The sequence below is a fragment of the Paracidovorax avenae ATCC 19860 genome, assembly GCF_000176855.2.
Classification (GTDB): Bacteria; Pseudomonadota; Gammaproteobacteria; order Burkholderiales; family Burkholderiaceae_C; genus Paracidovorax; species Paracidovorax avenae.
The window spans coordinates 4,722,809-4,741,719 of record NC_015138.1 but is presented as its reverse complement, the minus strand read 5'-3'; the positions used below and the strand labels follow the sequence as shown (position 1 = coordinate 4,741,719).

Genomic DNA, 18,911 nt, shown 5'->3' with positions numbered 1-18,911 from the left:
TGCATGCCCTGCGGTACCGCGCCCGCGGCGCGAAACGGGCCCGCGGCGTGCGAAGCCGGGCGGTGTGCCTGTCCTGTTCAGGCCCCGGGCTTCGCGCTGGAGCCCCGTACCACCAGCTCTCCCTCCAGCACCACGCGCCGCGCGGGCCGCGCCGGGTCCTGCATGCGCTGCAGCAGCAGTTCCGCCGCGGTGCGGCCGATGTCGTAGGTAGGCTGGGCGATGGTGGTCACGTCCAGCGCGGGCAGGGCGGTCCAGTCGTTGTTGTCGAAGCCGGCGATGCCGATGTCCTGCGGCGTGCGCAGGCCGGCGGCCTGCACGGCCTGCAGGGCGCCGAGCAGCAGCAGGCCGTTGGTGGCGAGCAGCGCGTCGGGGCGCTCGGCGGGCGGCGCCGCGAGGCATTGCGCCGTGGCGCGCTCGCCTGCTTCGCGCGTGGGGTCGAGCCATAGCGGCCGCGGCGCGAGGCCGTGCGCCGCCAGGGCGTCCGCATAGCCCGCATGGCGCTGCTGGCCGGTGGTGCTGTGGATGCCGGCGAGCAGGGCGATGCGCCGCCAGCCCGATTGCAGCAGGTGTTCCGTGGCGCGGCGCGCCGCGGCGTGGTTGTCCAGCACCACGCGGTCCACGCGGGAGCTTTCGAGCGCGCGGTCCACGAGCACGAGCGGAAACGGCCAGTCCGCGGGCCGCAGTCGCTGCAGCCCTTCCATGGTGGGCGAGAGGATCACGCCGCTGGCCTGCTCGTCGGCCATCAGCTCCAGGTACGACTGCTCCTTGGCGGGGTTCTCGTCGCTGTTGCAGAGGATGAGCCGCAGGCCGTTCCGGTAGGCCACGTCCTCCACGGCACGGCCCACGTCGGTGAAGAAGGGGCTGCGGATGTCCGAGACGATCAGGCCGACGATCGAGGCGCGGCGCTGGCGCAGCCGGCGCGCCGCGAGGTTGGGCCGGTAGCCCATGTCGGCGATGGCCTGCTCCACGCGCTCGCGCAGCGGGGAACGCACGGCGCCGGGCGTGGTGAGCACGCGCGAGACGGTGGTGGTGGAGACGCCGGCGCGCTGGGCGACGTCCTTGATGCTGGCCAATCCGGACTCCTGGGCAAGGCGGTTGGGATAACGGGGCGGGTACCGGGCACGGGCGCCGGTACAGGGTTCGCTGGATGGTAACGATTCCATGATTCATCTGGCAAGCGGTGCGGCGGCGGTTTTCCATCCCGTGGCTGCCCGTGGCACCGATATGCACGCGGAGATGCCGGGGTTCTGTGATTTTCTAGGTGTTTTCCCTGGTTTCCAGGGGCTCGGGGGGGCGGCGCGGCTTGCCCGGGCGCGAGCCACCGTTCCATAATTGCGTTTGGAATCGATACCAAATTCAGGAGACATGCCCATGTCCACCATTCCGGTCGAGGTCCGCCTCGGGGCGGCCCCGCACAACCGCGAAGATGCCGTGCGCGCCGCCGGCGCACTGCTGGCGCAGGCCGGCCATATCCAGCCCGCCTATGTCGACAGCCTGCTGCAGCGCGAGAAGGTGGCCAACACCTTCCTGGGCGAAGGGCTGGCCATTCCGCACGGCATGGTGGAAGACAAGCACCTCGTGCGCCGCACGGGCCTGGCCGTGCTGCAGGTGCCGGCCGGCGTGCGCTGGGGCGACGACGCCAAGCAGGCGAAGCTGGTGGTGGCGATCGCCGCGGCGTCCGACGAGCACATCCAGGTGCTGCGCCGGCTCACGCGCGTGATGCGCGATTCCGCCCTGATGCAGCGCCTGGCCACCACGGGCGATGCGCAGGAGATCGTGCGCGCGCTCACCGCCGATGCGCCGGAGGGCGGCGCGGGTGCCGGGGCCCAGGGCGCGGCGCTCGAGGATTTCCCGCTCGGGCGCGAACTCTCCCTCAATTACCCCAGCGGCCTGCATGCACGGCCGGCGGGCGAATGGGCCCGCGTGGCCGGGCGTTTCCAGGCGCGGGTGCACGTGCGGTGCGGCGATGCGGTGGCCGATGCCAAGAGCGTGGCCGCGCTGCTGGGCCTGGGGGCCGGGCGTGGCGCGCAACTGCGCCTGTCCGCCCAGGGCCCGGATGCGGCCGCCGCGCTGTCCACGCTGGCCGCCACCATCGTGCGGCTGGGCGAGGAAGAAGCGCGGCAGGCCGAACTGTCGGCCGCGCGGCAGGCCCAGGCGCAGGGCCTGGGCCGCGAACTGGGCGACTGGCAGCCCGCGGCGCGGTACACCTTCACCGGCATCGCCGCCAGCCCCGGCCTGGTCGTGGGCACCCTGGTGCATGCGGAGGCGGCCGCCCTGGACGTGGAGGACCGCTTCACCTCCGTGGCCGCCGAGGCCGCCGCGCTCGACCGGGCCTTCGCCGCCGCGCAGGCGCAACTGGAGCAACTGGCCGCCGAAGCGAAATCCGCCGGCCGGGCCGAGCAGGCCGGCATCTTCGCGGCCCACCAGGGGCTGCTGCGCGATGCGGAACTGATGCAGGCCGTGAGCCGCACCGTGGTGCAGCGCCACGGCGCCGCCTGGGCCTGGCGCCACGCGGTGCATGAGCGCGTGGCCGCGCAGCGCGCGCTGCCGGACGCCACGCTGGCCGCCCGCGCGGCCGACCTGCAGGACGTGGGCGAGCGCGTGCTGCGCCACCTGCTGGGCCTGGGCGGCGAGGCCGCCGGCCCGGATGCGGCAGGGTCCGCCTGGCCCGAAGACGCGATCCTGCTGGCCGACGATATTTCTCCCTCGATGGCCGCGCAGATCGATCCCGGGCGCGTGCGCGGCTTCTGCACCGCGCGCGGCGGGCCCACGGCGCACACGGCCATCCTGGCGCGCGCCCTGGGCCTGCCCGCCGTGGTGGCTGCCGGCCCGGGCGTGCTGCCCGCGCGGGACGGCGCCGGCCCGGCACTGGGCGGCACGCCGGCCATCCTGGACGGCTACCGCGGCCGCCTGTACGTGGCGCCCAGCGAAACCGCCCTGGTGGAAGCGCGCGAGCGCATGGCGCGCCTGGCCCGCCGGCAGGAGGAAGAGGCCCGCACCCGCCGCGAGCCCGCCACCACCACCGACGGCCACACGGTGGAGATCGCCGCGAACGTGAACCGTGCCGACCAGGTCGCGAAGGCGCTGGAGTCCGGCGCCGAAGGCGTGGGCCTGATGCGCACCGAGTTCCTCTTCCTGGAGCGCGACACCGTGCCGGACGAGGAGGCGCAGTACCAGGCCTACCGCGGCATGGTCGAGGCGCTGCAGGGCCGGCCGCTCGTGGTGCGCACGCTGGATATCGGCGGCGACAAGCGCGTGCCCCACCTGGACCTGCCCGTGGAAGAAAACCCCTTCCTCGGCGTGCGCGGCGCGCGGCTGGCGCTGCGGCGCGACGACCTGCTGGTGCCCCAGCTGCGCGCGCTCTACCGCGCCGCGCAGCATGGCCCGCTGCAGGTGATGTTCCCGATGATCAGCACCGTGGAAGAGGTGCGCGAACTGCGTGCGCGCATGGAGGCCGTGCGCGCCGAGCTGCAGGCGCCCGCGGTGCCGGTGGGCATCATGATCGAGGTGCCTTCGGCCGCGCTGACCGCCGACCGCCTGGCCGCCCACGTGGACTTCTTCTCGATCGGCACCAACGATCTCACCCAGTACGCGCTGGCGGTGGACCGCCAGCATCCGGAACTGGCCGGCATGGCCGACAGCCTGCATCCCGCGGTGCTGCGGCTCGTGGAGCGCACGGTGGCCGGCGCGGCGCGCCACGGCCGCTGGGTGGGCGTGTGCGGCGGCCTGGCTGGCGAGCCGCTGGGCGCGGCGCTGCTCGTGGGCCTGGGCGTGCAGGAGCTGAGCATGAGTGCCGGCGACATCGGCACCGTCAAGGCGCTGCTGAGGCGCCATGCCCTGGCCGAGCTGCAGGCGCTGGCGCGCAGCGCGCTCGACGTGGACACGGCCGATGAGGTGCGCGCCCTGGGTGCCGCGCTGCGCCCGGCCCCGCAGGCACCCGGGCAGGAGGCCGACCATGGCTGATCACGCAACGCCCCGGGTCTTCACGGTCACCCTCAACCCGGCCATCGACCACACCGTGCGCGTGCAGGCGCTCGTGCCCGGCAACGTGCACCGCGCGCTCGGTCAGCAGGTGGAAGCCGGCGGCAAGGGCGTGGGCGTGGCGGCCGTGCTCGCGGCGCTGGGCGTGCCGGTGACGGCCACCGGCTGGCTGGGCGCGGACAACGACGCGGTGTTCGTGGCCGCCTTCGCCGCACGCGGCATCGCGGACGGCATGCTGCGCCTGCCGGGCGCCACGCGAACGAACATCAAGATCGCCGACGCCGCGCGCGGCGACTCCACCGACATCAACCTGCCCGGCCTGGCCCTGGAGCCCGCGGCCCTCGCGCGCGCCGAGGCCGGCCTGGTTGCCTCGCTGTGTGCCCAGGTGCAGGCCGGCGACTGGTGCGAACTGGCCGGCAGCCTGCCGCCCGGCGCGGATGCCGCCGTGTGGGAGCGCATCGCCCGCGCCGTGGCCGCGCGCGGAGCGCGCATCGCCATCGACACGGGCGGCGCGGTCCTGCGGCAGCTGCTGCAGGCGCTGGCCGATCCGGCGCGCGGCGCCGTGGTGCCCGTGGACTTCATCAAGCCCAACCGGGCGGAACTGGAAGAACTGGCCGGCCGCGAACTGCCCACGCCTGCCGACGTGGCGGAGGCCGCGCGCATGCTGTGCCGCGCGCACGGGGTGCGGCAGCTGGCCGTGTCCCTCGGCGGCGACGGTGCGGTGATCGCCACGGCCGAAGGCTGCTGGCAGGCCGCGGCCGCCCGCGTGCCCGTGGCCACCACGGTGGGCGCGGGCGACGCGCTGGTGGCGGGCTCGCTCGCTGCACTGTCGCAGGGGCGGGCCATGCCCGCTGCCGCGATCTTCGGCATGGCCTGCGCGGCCGCCCGCATCCAGCGCATCGCGCCGGGACTGCCGCCGCGCGCCGAGGTGGACGCCCTGGCCGCATCCATCCAGGCCACGCCGCTCTAAGCAATCAGGAGACACACACCATGGCCCAACTCATCGCCATCGCCGCGAGCCAGGCCGGCCCGGCGCACAGCTTCATGGTGGCCGAGGCGCTGCGCGCCGCGGCCGAATCGCTCGGCCACCGCATCGCCGTGAGCGTGCACAGCAGCCTGGGCACCCAGGGCGGCTTCAGCGACGGCGAACTCGCGGCCGCCGCGGCGGCCATCATCGCCGCCGACATGCCCGTGGACCGCCAGGACCTGCTGGGCACGGCCGCGGCCCCCGTGCACGAAGCCGCCCCGCAGGAGGTGCTGGCCGACGCGGAACGCGTGGTGCGCGCCGCGCTGGCCCGTGCAGGCGGCGCGTCCGCACCGGCCGCCGCTTCGCTGCCGTCCGCTGCCCCCGCTGCGGCTTCGCCCGCAACCGCCGCGCCCCAGGACGGCCCCCTGCGCATCGTCGCCATCACGTCCTGCCCCACGGGCGTGGCCCACACCTTCATGGCCGCGGAGGCGCTGGAGCAGGGCGCGCGCGCCCTGGGCCACACCATCAAGGTGGAGACGCAGGGCTCGGTGGGCGCGCAGAACGCGCTCACCGCCGGCGAGATCGCCGAGGCCGACCTCGTGGTGATCGCGGCGGACACGCAGGTCAACCGCGACCGCTTCGCCGGCAAGCGCCTCTACGCCACCGGCACCAAGGCCGCCATCCACGATGCGGCGGCGGTCTTCGCCCAGGCACGGGCGCAGGCCCAGGTGTGGGGCGGTTCCGCACCGGCCGCCCCCGCGGCCGGCGGCACGGCGGCGGCCACTCCGGCAGCGGCCGGCAAGCGCGAATCCACGGGCGCCTACAAGCACCTGATGACGGGCGTGTCGTTCATGCTGCCCTTCGTGGTGGCGGGCGGCCTGCTGATCGCGCTGGCCTTCGCGCTGGGCGGCATCTACGTCTATGACGACGCGCACAAGGGCACGCTGGGCTGGGTGCTGTTCCAGGTCGGCGCCAAGGCGGGTTTCGCGCTCATGCTGCCTGCGCTGGCGGGCTATATCGCCTATTCCATCGCCGACCGGCCCGGCATCGCGCCCGGCATGATCGGCGGCATGCTGGCTGGTACCGTGGGCGCGGGCTTCCTGGGCGCCATCGCGGCAGGCTTCATCGCGGGCTATTCCGTGCACTGGCTGAACCGCTTCATCCGCCTGCCGCGGGGGCTGGACGGGCTCAAGCCCGTGCTGATCCTGCCGCTATTGGGCGCGGCCATCGTCGGCGTGCTGATGATGATGGTGATCGGCGCGCCCATGGCCGCCGTGATGGGCGCGCTGACCGACTGGCTCAAGGGCCTGCAGACCGGCAGCGCCGTGCTGCTGGGCGTGATCCTGGGCGCCATGATGGCCTTCGACATGGGCGGGCCGGTGAACAAGGCGGCCTACGTCTTCTCCACCACCCTGATCGCCAGCGGCGTGGCCAACCCCATGGCCGCCGCCATGGCTGCCGGCATGACGCCGCCGCTGGGCATCGCCCTGGCCTGCTGGCTGTTCAAGAGCCGCTTCACCGCCGAAGAGCGCGAAGCCTCCAAGGCCTCCGCCGTGCTGGGCCTGGCCTTCATCACCGAAGGCGCCATTCCCTTCGTGGCGCGCGACCCGCTGCGCGTGATCCCGGCGTGCGTGCTGGGCTCCGCGGTGGCCGGGGGCCTCTCGATGGCCTGGAACATCGGCCTGCAGGCCCCGCACGGCGGCGTGTTCGTGCTGGCCATTCCCAACGCCGTGAACCACGTGGTGCTGTATGCCGCTGCCATCCTGGCCGGCACGGTGGTGACGGCGCTGGCGCTCGGCCTGTTCAAGAAGCGCCTGGCGGCGCCAGGGGCCGCAGCATGACGCTGCGCCTGACCCGGGATACGCAGCTGTGCATGTCCCTGAGTGCGCGGCCCGGCAACTTCGGCACGCGCTTCCACAATTTCCTGTACGAGGAACTGGGCCTGGACTACGTCTACAAGGCCTTCTCCACCACCGACCTTCCGGCCGCCATCGCCGGCATCCGGGCCCTGGGCGTGCGCGGCTGCGCGATCTCCATGCCTTTCAAGGAGGCCGTGATTCCGCTGGCCGACGTGTTGTCCCCGTCGGCGGCGCGGCTGCAGTCGGTGAACACGCTGGTGAACGGCGGCGGCCGCCTCGTGGCCTACAACACCGACTACCTGGCCGTGCGGTCGCTGCTGCAGCGCCATGCGGTGCCGCGCGGCCTGCGGGTGGCCTTGCGCGGCAGCGGCGGCATGGCCCGCGCGGTACTGGCCGCCATCGTCGACGAAGGCTTCGCCCAGGGCGTGGTCGTGGCCCGCAACGAGGCCGTGGGCCGTTCGCTGGCCGCCGCCCATGGCTACGGCTGGCAGGACGAATCGGGCGCCATCGAGGCCGGCCTGCTGGTCAATGCCACGCCCATCGGCATGGAGGGCGGGGGCGAAACCGGAGCGACGGCGTTCACGCCGGACCAGGTGGCCGCCGCGGCCTGGGTGTTCGACGTGGTGGCGATGCCGGCGGAAACCCCGCTGATCGCCGAGGCCCGGCGCCAGGGCCGTCCCGTCATCACCGGCGCCGAGGTGATCGCCCTGCAGGCGGCCGAGCAGTTCGTCCTGTACACCGGCGTACGCCCGGGCGACGAGCAGCTCGCGCGCGCTTCGGCCTTTGCCCGCAGCGGCCGCTAGCGGCGTTTCCGGGCTCCGGCTTCGTTCACGCGGTAGCCGCCCCCCGGCTCCACGCGCACGGTGAACGTGCGCAGCCGGTCGTCCTCGTCGTGCTCGTAGCGGGCCTTCACCGTGATCTCGATCGCCGCGCCGCGCGCGCGGCACTGCACGGATTCGAATCGGTATTGGCTGTGGTCGTCGTTCAGCTCGGCAAAGGCGACGGTCTTCGTGATGCGCGACGGGTCGCCCTGCAGCGGGTCGGTCACCCACTGCACGTAGAGCTCGCTGCCCGCGCCTTCGTTCACGTTCGCCTCCACCACGCGGTAGGTGCCCTGCCGGGACGCTTCCGTCCACTGCCCGCAGGGCAGCACCTGGCGCACCGAGGCGGGCAGGGCCTCCACCTGCGCGCGCATCCAGGATTCGGCGGCCAGGGTGGAGGCCGGCACTGCCGCGAAGCAGGCGAGTGCGAGAAGGGTTGCGTGTCGTTTCACCATTGCGCCGTACTCGCTTCGGTTGCGTTCTTCCAGGAAACCTGGGGATGCCGGTAGATCTCGCGCGTGGAGATGCCCAGCGTGGACGTGAGCTGCGCGGTCAGCCACGTCAGCGAGACCTGCTGCGCGCCCGTCACGGCGTCGAAGGTCTGGCCCTGCACCCCCGAGACGATCTCGATGCCGATGGAGTCGTTGTTGTCCGGGTACCGCTTGGGGAAGGGCTTTTGCTTTTCCACCGTGCCGATCTGGCGGCCCACGGTCTTGCCCTTGAGCGCGGCGACCTCGGCCGGCGTGCACTTGTGCTCCTCCATGCAGCGCGACTTGATGAAACCCACGTGGTGGGTCTTCTGGTAGATGGAAGCCGTCTGGTAGATCGTGCCGTCCTTGTCGATGAGGAAGTGCGCTCCGTTGGGGTTGGCCGTCTTGTAGCTGTTGAATGAAGACTGCGCCGTGGAGGCCCCCGTCTGGTGGACGATGATGCCGTTGATCACCTTCATCTCGCCGCGCTGGATGGCTCCGTGGATCGCGAGCCGCACACGTGGATGCTGCACTTTTCCGGTTTTGTCGATGTCCATGCCTTGCCTGTTCCTCCTTTGGTTTGAACGGGCCATGCTATCGACGGAGCTCGATGTGTAAACATCTGTTTCCTGGCGTTGCATAACCTTGCCGCTGGATACATCGAGGCGCCTTGATCGGTACGCTGGTCGCCGTGTCCGGGATGCGAAGCGGTTACGCTTGCAGCGTGCTTCGGGACCGTTCCCTCCAGCCCTGCATTGGAGCCGCCATGAAATTCCCCCTCTCCCTCGGCTTCGCCGCCGTTTCCTGCCTGATCTCCTTGGGCGCCTTCGCCCAGACCGCATGCCCCTCGGGCGTGGCGGCCGGCAGCGCGCTTTGCGGGCCGAGCGGTGGCGGCGGGGAAGCCCCTCCGCGGCCGACGGGCGAGTGGATCAAGACCTGGGGCGCGATCGCGACCTCCCCGTCCAGCGGGGACATCGGCAGCAGCACCGGAAAATTCTCGGAGGAGGAGGCCCGCCAGGGCGCCATGCAGCTCTGCACCAAGCTCGGCAACTCGGATTGCGTCGTCTCGCACACCTATCGCAACCAGTGCGTCGCGGTGGTCGATAGCTCGAAATCCACTTCCGGGCGCGCGATCGGCAAGATCATCAGTGCAGTGAGCATCCCCGCGGCGCAGGAGCGGGCGCTGGAGGATTGCCGCAAGGCCGGTGGCACCGAGTGCAAGGTGCGCGGTACGGACTGCTCGAAACCCTACTTCCACAAGTATTGATCCAGCGGGACCGGCGGGGTCGGGGCCGGCCCGCGGGATACCGGCTCACGCCGGCTGCGCCAGCGTCCCCGCCAGCTCCCACAGCGACCCCATCTGCCCCGAATGGAACAGCAGCGGCGGCGCGTCGCTGCGCGTGAACCGTTCGATGCGCCCGAGCAGCACGGTGTGGTCGCCCTCCTGGTGGCGCGAGTAGGTGCTGCATTCGAAGGTGGCCACGCTCTCGCGCAGGCGGGGGCAGCCGTTGCCAGCCGTGTCGAAATCGCCCTCGAAGCGCTCGAACTTGTCCGGCGCAGGCTTGGCGAAGTGCCAGGCCAGCTCGCGCTGCGAGGCGGCCAGCACGCTGAGGTTGAAGGATCGCGCCGCCAGGAAGGCGTCGGCGCTGCGTGCGTCGTCGCGGATGCTCCAGAGCAGCAGGGGCGGATCCAGCGAGACGGACGCGAAGGAATTGATGGTCATGCCTTCGCGCTTGCCGTCGGGCGTGGCGGTGGTGACGAGGCACACGCCCGTGGGAAAGGCGCCGAGCGCCTGCCGCAACGCGCGCGCATCGACCGTGTCGGCCGCGTCGCCGGTGATGAGGGCCCAGGAATACATGGCGTGGCTCCGTTCTCTTGTTATTGCGTGTTTTTGCCAAGCGGCTCACAAAACCCAGCGTAGCGGTTCTGGCGAGGCGCCGCATCGCAGGCAGTAGCAGCGCTACGACAAGATGCGGCAACGACGGCAGAAGGGTTTTGTGGGTCGCGCTCAGTACTGCCCTTTGGGCTCCAGGCCCAGCAGGTACTGGCCGACCATCGACGACACCGCGTCCCAGTTCAGGCTGATGTGGCGGGAGATCGCGTTCGCGTCGCGCCACATGCGCTGGATGGGCTGGTCCAGCGCCAGGCCGGCGCCGCCCACGCTGGCGAAAACGGCCTCCACGGCATCGCGCGACAGGCGCGCGGCGAAGGCGTGGTCGCGCCGGTTGCGGATGCGCTGCGCGACGTCGATGGCCTGGCCGTCCATGGCCATCTGCTCGACCTGCGCGGTGTCGCGGTAGATCAGCAGCCGCGCCGCGTCCACGCTGGCCGAGGCTTCGGCCAGCCGCGACTGCACGGGGAAGAATTCGCTCAGCCGGTTGCCGCCGCCCGAGACCGCGCCGCGCGTCACGCGCAAGCCCGCGAGTTCGATCAGCGCGTCCACCGCGCCCTGGGCCGTGCCCAGGATGGGGGAGGTCAGGCACACGGGCACGGCCGAAAGGAACGGGATGCGGTAGATCGGGTTGGTGTTCACGCGCGCGCCGGGCGGCTGGTTGGACGACGCTTCGGCGAAGGTCAGCTTGCGGTGCCCGGGAATGAAGAGCGGCTGGTCGATGACGATGGCCTTGGAGCCGGTGCCCGCCTGGCCGGCGACGTGCCAGTTGTCCTCGATCCGCCAGTCCGCGCGGGGTGCCAGCAGGAAGCCGGCGGAGGGCGGTGCGCCCTTGTCTTCGGGCGGGAACTGCACGCCCAGCAGGGCCCACTGCGAGTTGTCCACGTTGGAGGCGAACAGCCACTTGCCTTGCACGAGGTAGCCGCCATCGACCTTCTGCGCCATCGTGGCCGGCGCATACGAGCCGCACACGATGGCCGACGGGTCGTCGCGCCACACGTCGTCCTGCGCCTGCTCGGGGAAGGTGCCGACCAGCCACTGGTGGATCGCACCCAGCGAGCAACCCCAGGCCGACGAGGTGCAGCCGCGCGCCAGTTCGCTCACCACATCGATGAATGCCGTGAATCCGTATTCATGGCCGCCATAGCGTGCCGGCTGCATGAGCTTGAAGAAGCCCGCGTCGTGGAAAGCGCGGGTCGTCTCGTCGGAGACGCGGCGGTCCCGCTCCGTCTGCTCGGCCCGCGCGCGCAGCACGGGCACCAGATCGCTTGCGGATGCAACGATCGACGCCAGGGAAGGGGCACCCGCCACGGGGGAGTGGCGGCCGGGGGCGGGAAGGTCCACGTGGTTGAGCGCGGCGAATGGATGGGCGGTGGCGGGTTGCATGGTGTCTCCGGATGGAATGGTTGAGTCGTCTTCCGTAACGCCATTGGAGAACTTTTTATTTGCATTTGCAAGTAATTAAGGCTCGGGGTTTTCACGCATGCCTGCGGGAATTCCACGGATGCCCAACAGGCCCGGCAACGGTAAGATGGGTCATGGCCACCCGAAAAAAGACACCGGCGACCGCGAAAACTGCGGCCTCCAAGGCACCCAGGCGCGCAGTTGCAGCGCCTGCTGAAGCCACGGAATCCATTGCAAATGCAGGCAAAGAGGTGCGGCATGACCTGGAGCGCGCCATTCCGTATCTGCTGGCGCGCGCGGGTTCGCGCATGGGCCAGTCGTTCAGCCGCGAGCTGCGGCAGTTCGAGCTGTCGCTGACGGACTGGCGCGTGTGCGTGGCGCTGCACCACCAGCCCCACCAGCGGCTTTCCGACCTGGCGCTGCACACCTCGACGGAGCCTTCCACGCTATCGCGCGTCGTCGATGCGCTGCTGCAGCGCGGCCTCGTGGTGCGTGACCGCTCGGGCGAGGACGCGCGCGCGCTGGCGTTGAGCCTGACGCCGGCGGGGCACGAACTGACGCTGCGCATCATTCCGCTGGCACAGCTGTACGAGCGGGTCTCCCTGGGGGGGCTGACCCATGCGCAGGCCGAGTCGCTGCGCGACATGCTGCGCCTGCTCTACGACAACCTCGCCGCGCTGGACCGGGAATGAGCGGCATGCCCGAAGGCAAGGAGGCGGTGCGGTGAACATCCACTCGATCGACCTGAACCTGTTTCTGGTCTTCCAGGCCATCTTCGCGACCCGCAGTGTCACGCTGGCGGGCGAGCGGCTGGGCATGACGCAGTCGGCGGTGAGCAATGCCCTCAAGCGCATGCGCGAGCGCTTCAACGACGTGCTCTTCGTGCGCTCTGCGGAGGGCATGGTGCCCACGCCGCTGGCCGAACGGCTGATCGGCCCGGTGGAGGAGGGGCTCGCCGCGTTCTCGCAGGCGGTGGACCAGGGCCGCACGTTCGAGGCGGGCACCTCCGGGCGCCTGTTCCGCATCGCGGTCAACGACATCGGGCAGCTGGTGATGATGCCCCGGCTGCTGTCGCTGGCCCGGGGCCTGGCGCCGGGCATCCGTTTCGAGACGGTGGACGTACCGCGCGCCGAGGCGCGCCAGCGCATGCTGCACGGCCAGATCGATGTCGCGCTGGGCAGCTGGGAGCCCATGGGGCCGTCGTTCTACCAGCAGCGCCTGTTCGACGAGACCTTCGTGGTGCTCGTGGCCCGCGCGTCGCCGCTGGGCACGCGCGACTCGATCGCGCTGGACGATTACCTGGCGGCCGAGCACATTGCCTACCGGCCGCGCGGCACCACCGACCACCAGCTGCAGCAGGCCCTGGAGCGCGTGGGCGCGCTCGACCGCCGGCGCGTGGTGCTCACCGCCGCGCATTCGCTGGGCCTGTCGTCCATTGTCGCCACCACCGGGCTGGTGCTGACCGCGCCCCAGCGCCTCGCCCAGGCCATGGTGGCTTCGCGCTCGGACCTGCATATCCTGAATGCACCGTTCGAGGTGGCGCCCTTCGAGATCAGCCAGCAGTGGCACGAGCGCTTCCACCAGGACAGCGGCAACCGCTGGCTGCGCGAGCTGATGTTCGGTTTGTTCCACGAGAAGTCGCGGCGGGCCCCGGAGCCCGGTGCCGGTGCTGTGCCGGATGGCCTGGCCCGTGTGCCGCCGGAACCGGCGGACTGAGGCTATGGACAGGCCCCGGGGCCGGAGCCCTATGCCGGCGGCCTGCCGTGGAACGCGGCGTCCAGCAGCCCGCGCAGCGCTGCCCGCTCCAGGGGCCGGGGATTCGGGTACGGCTGCGCGGCGGCGAGTTCCGCTGCCCGGTCGAGGCCGGACTCCGGCATGCCGATCTCCCGCAGCGACAGGGGCGCGCCGTGTTCCGCGGCGAGGCGATGCAGGCCCAGGGGCGCGTCGTCCACGCCCAGCGCGCGCGCGATGCGCTCCATGGCCTGCGGGGCGGCGGCCGCGTTGTAGCGCATCGCATGCGGCAGGATGACGGAGTGCACCTCGGCATGCGGCAGCCCGAAGCTGCCGCCCAGGGTGTGGCAGAGCTTGTGGTGTAGCCCCATCGAGACGGCCCCGAGCACCGTGCCACAGAGCCAGGCACCGTACAGCGCCTGGCTGCGGGCCGGCAGGTCCCGCGGGTCGGCGCGTAGCGGCTGCAGCGCGCCGGCGCAGGCGCGGATGCCTTCCTCGGCCATCAGGGCCGTGACCGGGTTGCCATCGTGGGCGTACAGGCCCTCGCAGGCGTGGGCGATGGCGTTGAGCGTGCTGGTCACCGTGAGCGGCAGCGGCAGGGTGAGCGAGAGCGTGGGGTCGTACACCACCGTGCGCGGCAGCACGCGGGCATCGCGCCCGGTCTTTTTCAGGCCGGCTTCGGTGATGCCGTAGATCGGCGTCGCCTCGCTGCCGGCGTAGGTGGTGGGCACGGCGACGATGGGCAGGCCGCTTTCCAGGGCGATGGCCTTGCCCAGGCCGATGGTCGATCCACCGCCCACGGCGAGCGCGCAGTCGGCCTCCAGGGCCGCCGCTTCCGCCCGGGCCCGGCGGGCCACCTCGATGGGCACGTGCATCTCGGCGCCGTCGAAGATGCCGGCCACCCGGTCGGGCAGGCGCTGCGCGACGGCCTCGGCCTGCCCGCGCTGGTTCGGCGTGCACATCACCAGGGCGCGCCGCACACCCAGGCGGTCCAGTTCCTCGGGCAGGCGGTCGAGGCTGCCGGCGCCGAAGACGATGCGCGACGGACTGGCCGCGTAGGAGAAGGACAGGGGTGCCGCCGTCATCGCCGTGCCTGCTGCTCTGTGGAGGAGGGGTTCAGCACGAAGTCGTAATCGAGCGTGTGGAAGGGCGTGTCCATGCGGGTGCCGTCGGGGGCCGTGCCGGGATCGTGGGGCTTCCAGTCGGCCACCAGGGACGAGCGCACGCCGAACACCGCGTCCGATTCCAGGTACTCGCCACCCTCGCGGAATACATGGGTGATCAGCGTCTCGTAGCCCGGCGCCTGGATCATGAAATGCAGGTGCGCGGGGCGCCACGGGTGCCGCCCCGTGCGCTCCAGCAGCTGGCCCACGGGGCCGTCGTGCGGAATGGGGTAGGGCACCGCGAGGATGGATCGGAAGTGGTAGCGCCCGTCCGCCCCGCTGGCCAGGCGGGCCCGGCCCTCGGCGTGGTCCAGGCCGGGGCGCTGCACGTCGTAGGTGCCGTCCTCGTCCGATTGCCATACGTCGATGGTGGCGCCGGCCACCGGCTCGCCGCCGATGCCGCGCACCGTACCGCTCACGAAGCAGGGCTGCCCGTGCGCGCCATTGGCGATGTCGTCGCCGTTGCGCACCACGGGCGCATCGGGCACGTAGAACGGGCCGAAGACGGTGGCCTCCGTGCAGCCGCCGGGGCGGCGGTTGTTCTGCGCCGTGACCAGCGTGGACAGGCCCAGCACGTCCGAGAGCAGGATGAATTCCTGCCGCCGGTCGTCGGTGATGTGCCCCACGCGCGTGAGGAAGTCGATGCCCTGCGCCCACTCGGCCTCGGTCAGTTCCACCTCGCGCGCGAAGTCGTGCAGGTGCCGCACCAGGGCGTCGAGCACGCGGCGCAGCCGCGCATCCTGCGTGCCGGCCTGCGCCTTCAGCACGGCCTGGGTGATGGTCCATTCGTCGATGTCGATCATGGGGCGCTTTCCTCGAAGTGCTTCTTCGTTCAGCCCTGCGGCAGCTTGAAGAGCGACAGGGCGTTGGTGCGGCCGATCTTCAGGCGGTCGGCCTCGCTGATGGCGGCGTCGTCGAACCAGTGTGCGGCATGGTCCACGTTCTCGAAGGGCCAGTCGGTGGAGAACAGGATGCGGTCCGCGCCCACTTCGAGCAGCGCATCGATCAGCGTCTGCGTGCGGAAGTTGCCCGAGGTGGTCAGGTAGAAATTCTCGTGGAAATAGTCGCACAGCTTGCGCTTCGCGGGGTAGCCCTTGGGCATGTCCACCCAGGCGTTGCGGTGGTCCACGCGCCACATGTTGTAGGGCAGGCCTTCGCCGAGGTGGCCCAGGATGATCCTGAGTCCGGGGTGCCGGTCGAACAGTCCGCTGGCCATGAGGCGCAGCGCGTGCACGGCGGTCTCCTGCGCGAACGCCCAGGTGGGGCCCATCAGCCAGGGATGGCCCTGGTAGATCTGCGCCCAGCTGGCGATGGGGTTGCGCGGGTGCAGGTAGAACGGCGCGTCCAGCCGTTCCACGGCGGCCCAGAAATCGCCGTACTGCGGCGCGTCGTAATAGACCACGTTCTCGGGCGTGCCGACCTGCGAGAAGCCGTTGACCAGCGCGCCGCGGAAACCCAGGTCCTGCATGCAGCGCTCCAGCTCGCGCGTGGCGAGGTCGGGGTCCTGCATGGGCAGCGCCGCGAAGGCCTGGAAGCGGTCCGGCCGGCGGGCCACCTGCTCGGCCAGGAAGTCGTTGGCGCGCACGGCGATCTCCACGGCCTTCTTCGTGTCGGGAATCGCCTGCACGGCGGGCGCGTTGAGCGACAGAATCATCATCTCCATGCCGTTCTCGTCCATCTCGCGCAGGCGCCGCTCATGGATGTCCAGCAGGCGCAGGCTCAGCTCCTTCCAGTAGTCGCCGGGCACGAAACCGGCCGAATCCTGCAGCGTTTCTGGAATGGCGAAGTGTTCTTCCAGGCCGATCTTTCCCTGCATGTCCTGTCTCCTTTGCGGCGCTGCGCGCGCCCTGTGATGGATGAATGAACGGAATGTAGGGAGCGCTGGCCGGCGGGTCGAACGAAATTCCGTGATAGCGCGCATTCACCAATCGCATGGGGCCCCGGCGGCCGGGCAGGCCGGAGCCGTCCTGTGGGAAGACCCGCCCCATCATTTCCGTGGCGCATACAGGACATCCTGAAAATGCGTTGGACCCGCAGCCCGGCAGTACAGATGATCGGCAGGCAATGCGCTGGCAGCCGCCGTGCGCTGGATTCCAGAAACAACGCAACGGAGACAACGGACGTGCGCCCTATCGACCTCCACCATCTGGCGGACACCGCCCGCTTCAACCGGTTCCACGCACTGGTGCTTTTCTGGTGCGCGCTGATCATCGTGTTCGACGGCTACGACCTGGCCGTCGTCGGCATCGCCCTGCCGTCGATCATGGCCAAGATGGGCGTGGATGCCACCCACGCGGGCTTCATGGTGAGCTCCGCGCTGTTCGGCATGATGTTCGGCGCCATCCTGCTGGGCACCGTGGCGGACCGCATCGGGCGCCGCTGGTCCATCGTCATCTGCCTGGCGCTGTTCAGCGTCTTCACCGCGGGGGCCGGCCTGGCCGAGGGCCCGGTGTCGTTCAGCGTGATGCGCTTCCTCGCGGGGCTGGGCATCGGCGGCGTGATGCCGAGCGTGGTGGCGCACATGACCGAATACGCGCCGAAGAAGATGCGCGCCACCCTGGTGACGCTGATGTTCAGCGGCTATGCGCTCGGCGGCATGCTGGCGGCGCTGCTGGGCAAGGGCCTGCTGGAGAGCCATGGCTGGCAGTCGGTGTTCTTCGCCGCCGGCCTGCCCCTGCTGCTCGTGCCCTTCATCCTGAAGTCGCTGCCCGAGTCCATGCCGTTCCTGCTGGCCCGGGGCCGCACCGACGAACTGCGGCGGATCGCCGCCCGGCTGGATCCCGCCTACACGCCGCAGGACGGCGACCGCTTCACCATCCCCGCCCACGAAAAGGCCGCCGCCGCGCCCATCCGCCAGCTGTTCAGCGACGGCCGGGGCTTCAGCACGGTCATGTTCTGGATCGCCTTCTTCATGTGCCTCTTCATGGTGTTCGCGCTCAGCTCATGGCTCACCAAGCTCATGGCCGGCGCCGGCTACAGCCTGGGCTCCGCGCTGAACTTCGTGCTGGTGATGAACATCGGCGCGGTGGCGGGAGCCGTCGGCGGCGGATGGCTGGCCGACCGGTTCCACATCAAGTACGTGCTGGCCGGCATGTACGCGCTGGCAGCGGTGTCGCTCACGCTGCTGGGGCAGCCGGCCTCCACGCCCGTGCTGTTCGTGCTGCTCGGCCTGGCGGGCGCTTCCACCATCGGCACGCAGATCGTCGCGAACGCCTACGCCGGCCAGTTCTACCCCATGGCGGTGCGCGCCACGGGCCTGGGCTGGGCCCTGGGCATCGGCCGCAGCGGCGCCATCCTGGCACCCATCCTGATCGGCATGCTCGTGGGCATGCGCCTGCCGCTGCAGCAGAACTTCGTCGCCATCGCGATCCCCGCGGTCATCGGCATGGTCGCGGTACTGCTGATACAGCACGGCCGGTCGGCGGCCGACGCCATGCCCCGCGACGCGCTGCTGTCCAAGTGAAGCACCGATCCACCCGACATTCCCCTGGAGACGACGACATGAACAAGCATTCCCTTCCGGCCGCCCTGGCCCTGGCGGCCCTGCAGTGCGCCGGCGCGCACGCCCAGTCCGCCGTGACGCTGTACGGCACCGTCGATGCGGCGGTCACGCGGCGGCAGCTGTCCGGCGAAACCGCCGTGGGCGGCGTGACCAGCGGTGGCCTGTCCACCTCGCGCTGGGGCATCGCCGGCACCGAGGACCTGGGAGGCGGGCTGCGCGCGCAGTTCGACCTGAGTTCCTTCATCCGGGTGGACACCGGCGACGCCGGGCGGTCCGCGACCGAGCCGTACTGGGCCCGTGCCGCCTGGGTGGGGCTCGCATCGGCCACGGCGGGTTCCGTCCGCCTCGGCCGCGTCCCCACCACCGGTTTCCAGCAGGCCGTGCGGTTCAACCCCTTCGGGGATTCGGCGGTGCTCAGTCCTTTCCTGCTGCACAACTACCTGCCCAGCCCATCCCAGTCCCTGATGACATCCGACGGATTCCTGGATTCCGGCTGGAGCAATTCGGTGGCCTACACCAGCCCGTCCTTCGCCGACGTGACGGCCAGCGTGCAGTACGCAGCCCGCGAGGGGTCGGGCGCCGGCCGGCGGCTGGGCCTGGGCGCCATCTACGGCGCGCCCGCGTCGAAGTTCTCCGTGGGGGTCAGCTACGAGAAGACCGGCGGTGCCGCGGCCACGTTCCCGCGCCGCAATCCGGTGTCCGATCCCGCCGCGGGCGTGGTCACCCTGCGGGACTTCACCAATGCCACCGTGGGGGCCAGCTACGACTTCGGTGCCGTCAGGCTGTTCGGCCAGTACCGCCATGCGAGCCTGGAGGGCTCCAGCGGCAAGGTGCGCCTGGAGACGGCCCAGCTGGGTGCCGCGGTGCCCCTGGGCGCCGGCAAGGTGCTGGCCAGCGTGGCGCGCACGGAAAAGACCGAGGCGGGGGCGCAGGACCAGAACCGCACCTCGTTCGCGCTCGGCTACGACCACGACCTGTCCAAACGCACGGACGTGTACGTGGCGACACTGTTCGACAAGGCCTCCGGGCTGGACCGCGGCACCACGCTGGCCGTGGGCATCCGCCACCGGTTCTGAGCGTGCGGCCGCCGTGGCCGCTGCGTCCGTCGTGGCGGCGTGCGGC

Annotated in this window: 17 protein-coding genes; 9 read left to right on the top strand and 8 right to left on the bottom strand. The window is 71.2% G+C overall.

All coding sequences use genetic code 11. The annotated features are described in order from the left end of the window. Nucleotides 1–77: 77 nt before the first annotated feature. Nucleotides 78–1,073: a LacI family DNA-binding transcriptional regulator gene (locus ACAV_RS20600; RefSeq protein WP_041828836.1), complete on the bottom strand. Its 996-nt coding sequence runs from the start codon at nucleotides 1,071–1,073 to the stop codon at nucleotides 78–80. Nucleotides 1,074–1,365: 292 nt separating this feature from the next. Between ACAV_RS20600 and ptsP the strand changes: the two genes are divergently transcribed. The 4 genes from ptsP to ACAV_RS20580 are packed head-to-tail and all read left to right on the top strand — an operon-like array spanning nucleotide 1,366 to nucleotide 7,610. Next, nucleotides 1,366–3,963, top strand: a complete 2,598-nt coding sequence (gene ptsP, locus ACAV_RS20595; RefSeq protein ID WP_434799802.1) for a phosphoenolpyruvate--protein phosphotransferase — start codon at nucleotides 1,366–1,368, stop codon at nucleotides 3,961–3,963. Then, complete coding sequence (locus tag ACAV_RS20590) at nucleotides 3,956–4,951, top strand: 1-phosphofructokinase family hexose kinase (RefSeq protein ID WP_013596514.1); 996 nt, start codon at nucleotides 3,956–3,958, stop codon at nucleotides 4,949–4,951. The genes ptsP and ACAV_RS20590 overlap by 8 nt, the downstream gene beginning before the upstream one ends. Nucleotides 4,952–4,971: 20 nt before the next feature. Beyond that, nucleotides 4,972–6,789, top strand: coding sequence for a fructose-specific PTS transporter subunit EIIC (locus tag ACAV_RS20585; RefSeq protein ID WP_013596513.1), 1,818 nt, complete (start codon nucleotides 4,972–4,974; stop codon nucleotides 6,787–6,789). Beyond that, nucleotides 6,786–7,610, top strand: coding sequence for a shikimate 5-dehydrogenase (locus ACAV_RS20580; RefSeq protein ID WP_013596512.1), 825 nt, complete (start codon nucleotides 6,786–6,788; stop codon nucleotides 7,608–7,610). Before ACAV_RS20585 ends, ACAV_RS20580 begins: the two co-directional genes overlap by 4 nt. Here the strand turns inward: ACAV_RS20580 and ACAV_RS20575 are convergent. Both ACAV_RS20575 and ACAV_RS20570 read right to left on the bottom strand, forming a co-directional pair. Beyond that, nucleotides 7,607–8,083, bottom strand: a complete 477-nt coding sequence (locus ACAV_RS20575; RefSeq protein ID WP_013596511.1) for a hypothetical protein — start codon at nucleotides 8,081–8,083, stop codon at nucleotides 7,607–7,609. The genes ACAV_RS20580 and ACAV_RS20575 overlap by 4 nt on opposite strands. Next, nucleotides 8,077–8,655, bottom strand: a complete 579-nt coding sequence (locus ACAV_RS20570) for a peptidoglycan recognition protein family protein (protein WP_013596510.1) — start codon at nucleotides 8,653–8,655, stop codon at nucleotides 8,077–8,079. Before ACAV_RS20570 ends, ACAV_RS20575 begins: the two co-directional genes overlap by 7 nt. 209 nt (nucleotides 8,656–8,864) lie before the next feature. Here ACAV_RS20570 and ACAV_RS20565 point away from each other — a divergent pair, with 209 nt between their 5' ends. Beyond that, nucleotides 8,865–9,365, top strand: a complete 501-nt coding sequence (locus ACAV_RS20565) for a DUF4189 domain-containing protein (protein WP_013596509.1) — start codon at nucleotides 8,865–8,867, stop codon at nucleotides 9,363–9,365. A gap of 45 nt (nucleotides 9,366–9,410) precedes the next feature. Here ACAV_RS20565 and ACAV_RS20560 read toward each other — a convergent pair whose 3' ends face one another. After that, entirely contained in the window at nucleotides 9,411–9,956 is a 546-nt protein-coding gene (locus tag ACAV_RS20560; RefSeq protein ID WP_013596508.1) for a flavin reductase family protein, read from the bottom strand. 150 nt (nucleotides 9,957–10,106) lie between these two features. Next, complete coding sequence (locus ACAV_RS20555) at nucleotides 10,107–11,375, bottom strand: acyl-CoA dehydrogenase family protein (RefSeq protein ID WP_013596507.1); 1,269 nt, start codon at nucleotides 11,373–11,375, stop codon at nucleotides 10,107–10,109. A 269-nt stretch (nucleotides 11,376–11,644) separates the two neighbouring features. On the opposite strand from ACAV_RS20555, the gene ACAV_RS20550 reads away from it, so the two are divergent. Further along, entirely contained in the window at nucleotides 11,645–12,085 is a 441-nt protein-coding gene (locus tag ACAV_RS20550; RefSeq protein ID WP_085944746.1) for a MarR family winged helix-turn-helix transcriptional regulator, read from the top strand. A gap of 31 nt (nucleotides 12,086–12,116) precedes the next feature. Next, nucleotides 12,117–13,109: a LysR family transcriptional regulator gene (locus tag ACAV_RS20545; RefSeq protein ID WP_013596505.1), complete on the top strand. Its 993-nt coding sequence runs from the start codon at nucleotides 12,117–12,119 to the stop codon at nucleotides 13,107–13,109. Nucleotides 13,110–13,138: 29 nt separating this feature from the next. Here ACAV_RS20545 and ACAV_RS20540 read toward each other — a convergent pair whose 3' ends face one another. From ACAV_RS20540 to ACAV_RS20530, 3 genes are read right to left on the bottom strand one after another with little or no spacing between them, the layout of a single operon-like run. Then, nucleotides 13,139–14,209 (bottom strand): maleylacetate reductase, encoded by a 1,071-nt coding sequence (locus ACAV_RS20540; RefSeq protein WP_013596504.1) that lies wholly within the window; start codon nucleotides 14,207–14,209, stop codon nucleotides 13,139–13,141. Next, complete coding sequence (locus tag ACAV_RS20535; protein ID WP_013596503.1) at nucleotides 14,206–15,090, bottom strand: intradiol ring-cleavage dioxygenase; 885 nt, start codon at nucleotides 15,088–15,090, stop codon at nucleotides 14,206–14,208. The genes ACAV_RS20540 and ACAV_RS20535 overlap by 4 nt, the downstream gene beginning before the upstream one ends. A gap of 29 nt (nucleotides 15,091–15,119) precedes the next feature. Continuing rightward, nucleotides 15,120–16,103, bottom strand: a complete 984-nt coding sequence (locus ACAV_RS20530; RefSeq protein ID WP_013596502.1) for an amidohydrolase family protein — start codon at nucleotides 16,101–16,103, stop codon at nucleotides 15,120–15,122. A gap of 306 nt (nucleotides 16,104–16,409) precedes the next feature. Here ACAV_RS20530 and ACAV_RS20525 point away from each other — a divergent pair, with 306 nt between their 5' ends. Then, nucleotides 16,410–17,750: an MFS transporter gene (locus ACAV_RS20525; protein ID WP_041828835.1), complete on the top strand. Its 1,341-nt coding sequence runs from the start codon at nucleotides 16,410–16,412 to the stop codon at nucleotides 17,748–17,750. Nucleotides 17,751–17,788: 38 nt separating this feature from the next. After that, a complete protein-coding gene (locus ACAV_RS20520; protein WP_013596500.1) occupies nucleotides 17,789–18,865 on the top strand; it encodes a porin in 1,077 nt (358 codons plus the stop codon). Nucleotides 18,866–18,911 lie beyond the last annotated feature (46 nt).

Bases quoted from the DNA above. Each gene is read 5' to 3' on its own strand.
- ACAV_RS20560 (WP_013596508.1), bottom strand. From the start codon at position 9,956: ATGTATTCCTGGGCCCTCATCACCGGCGACGCGGCCGACACGGTCGAT.
- ACAV_RS20580 (WP_013596512.1), top strand. From the start codon at position 6,786: ATGACGCTGCGCCTGACCCGGGATACGCAGCTGTGCATGTCCCTGAGT.
- ACAV_RS20585 (WP_013596513.1), top strand. From the start codon at position 4,972: ATGGCCCAACTCATCGCCATCGCCGCGAGCCAGGCCGGCCCGGCGCAC.
- ACAV_RS20575 (WP_013596511.1), bottom strand. From the start codon at position 8,083: ATGGTGAAACGACACGCAACCCTTCTCGCACTCGCCTGCTTCGCGGCA.
- ACAV_RS20565 (WP_013596509.1), top strand. From the start codon at position 8,865: ATGAAATTCCCCCTCTCCCTCGGCTTCGCCGCCGTTTCCTGCCTGATC.
- ACAV_RS20590 (WP_013596514.1), top strand. From the start codon at position 3,956: ATGGCTGATCACGCAACGCCCCGGGTCTTCACGGTCACCCTCAACCCG.
- ptsP (WP_434799802.1), top strand. From the start codon at position 1,366: ATGCCCATGTCCACCATTCCGGTCGAGGTCCGCCTCGGGGCGGCCCCG.
- ACAV_RS20540 (WP_013596504.1), bottom strand. From the start codon at position 14,209: ATGACGGCGGCACCCCTGTCCTTCTCCTACGCGGCCAGTCCGTCGCGC.
- ACAV_RS20535 (WP_013596503.1), bottom strand. From the start codon at position 15,090: ATGATCGACATCGACGAATGGACCATCACCCAGGCCGTGCTGAAGGCG.
- ACAV_RS20520 (WP_013596500.1), top strand. From the start codon at position 17,789: ATGAACAAGCATTCCCTTCCGGCCGCCCTGGCCCTGGCGGCCCTGCAG.
- ACAV_RS20530 (WP_013596502.1), bottom strand. From the start codon at position 16,103: ATGCAGGGAAAGATCGGCCTGGAAGAACACTTCGCCATTCCAGAAACG.
- ACAV_RS20555 (WP_013596507.1), bottom strand. From the start codon at position 11,375: ATGCAACCCGCCACCGCCCATCCATTCGCCGCGCTCAACCACGTGGAC.
- ACAV_RS20570 (WP_013596510.1), bottom strand. From the start codon at position 8,655: ATGGACATCGACAAAACCGGAAAAGTGCAGCATCCACGTGTGCGGCTC.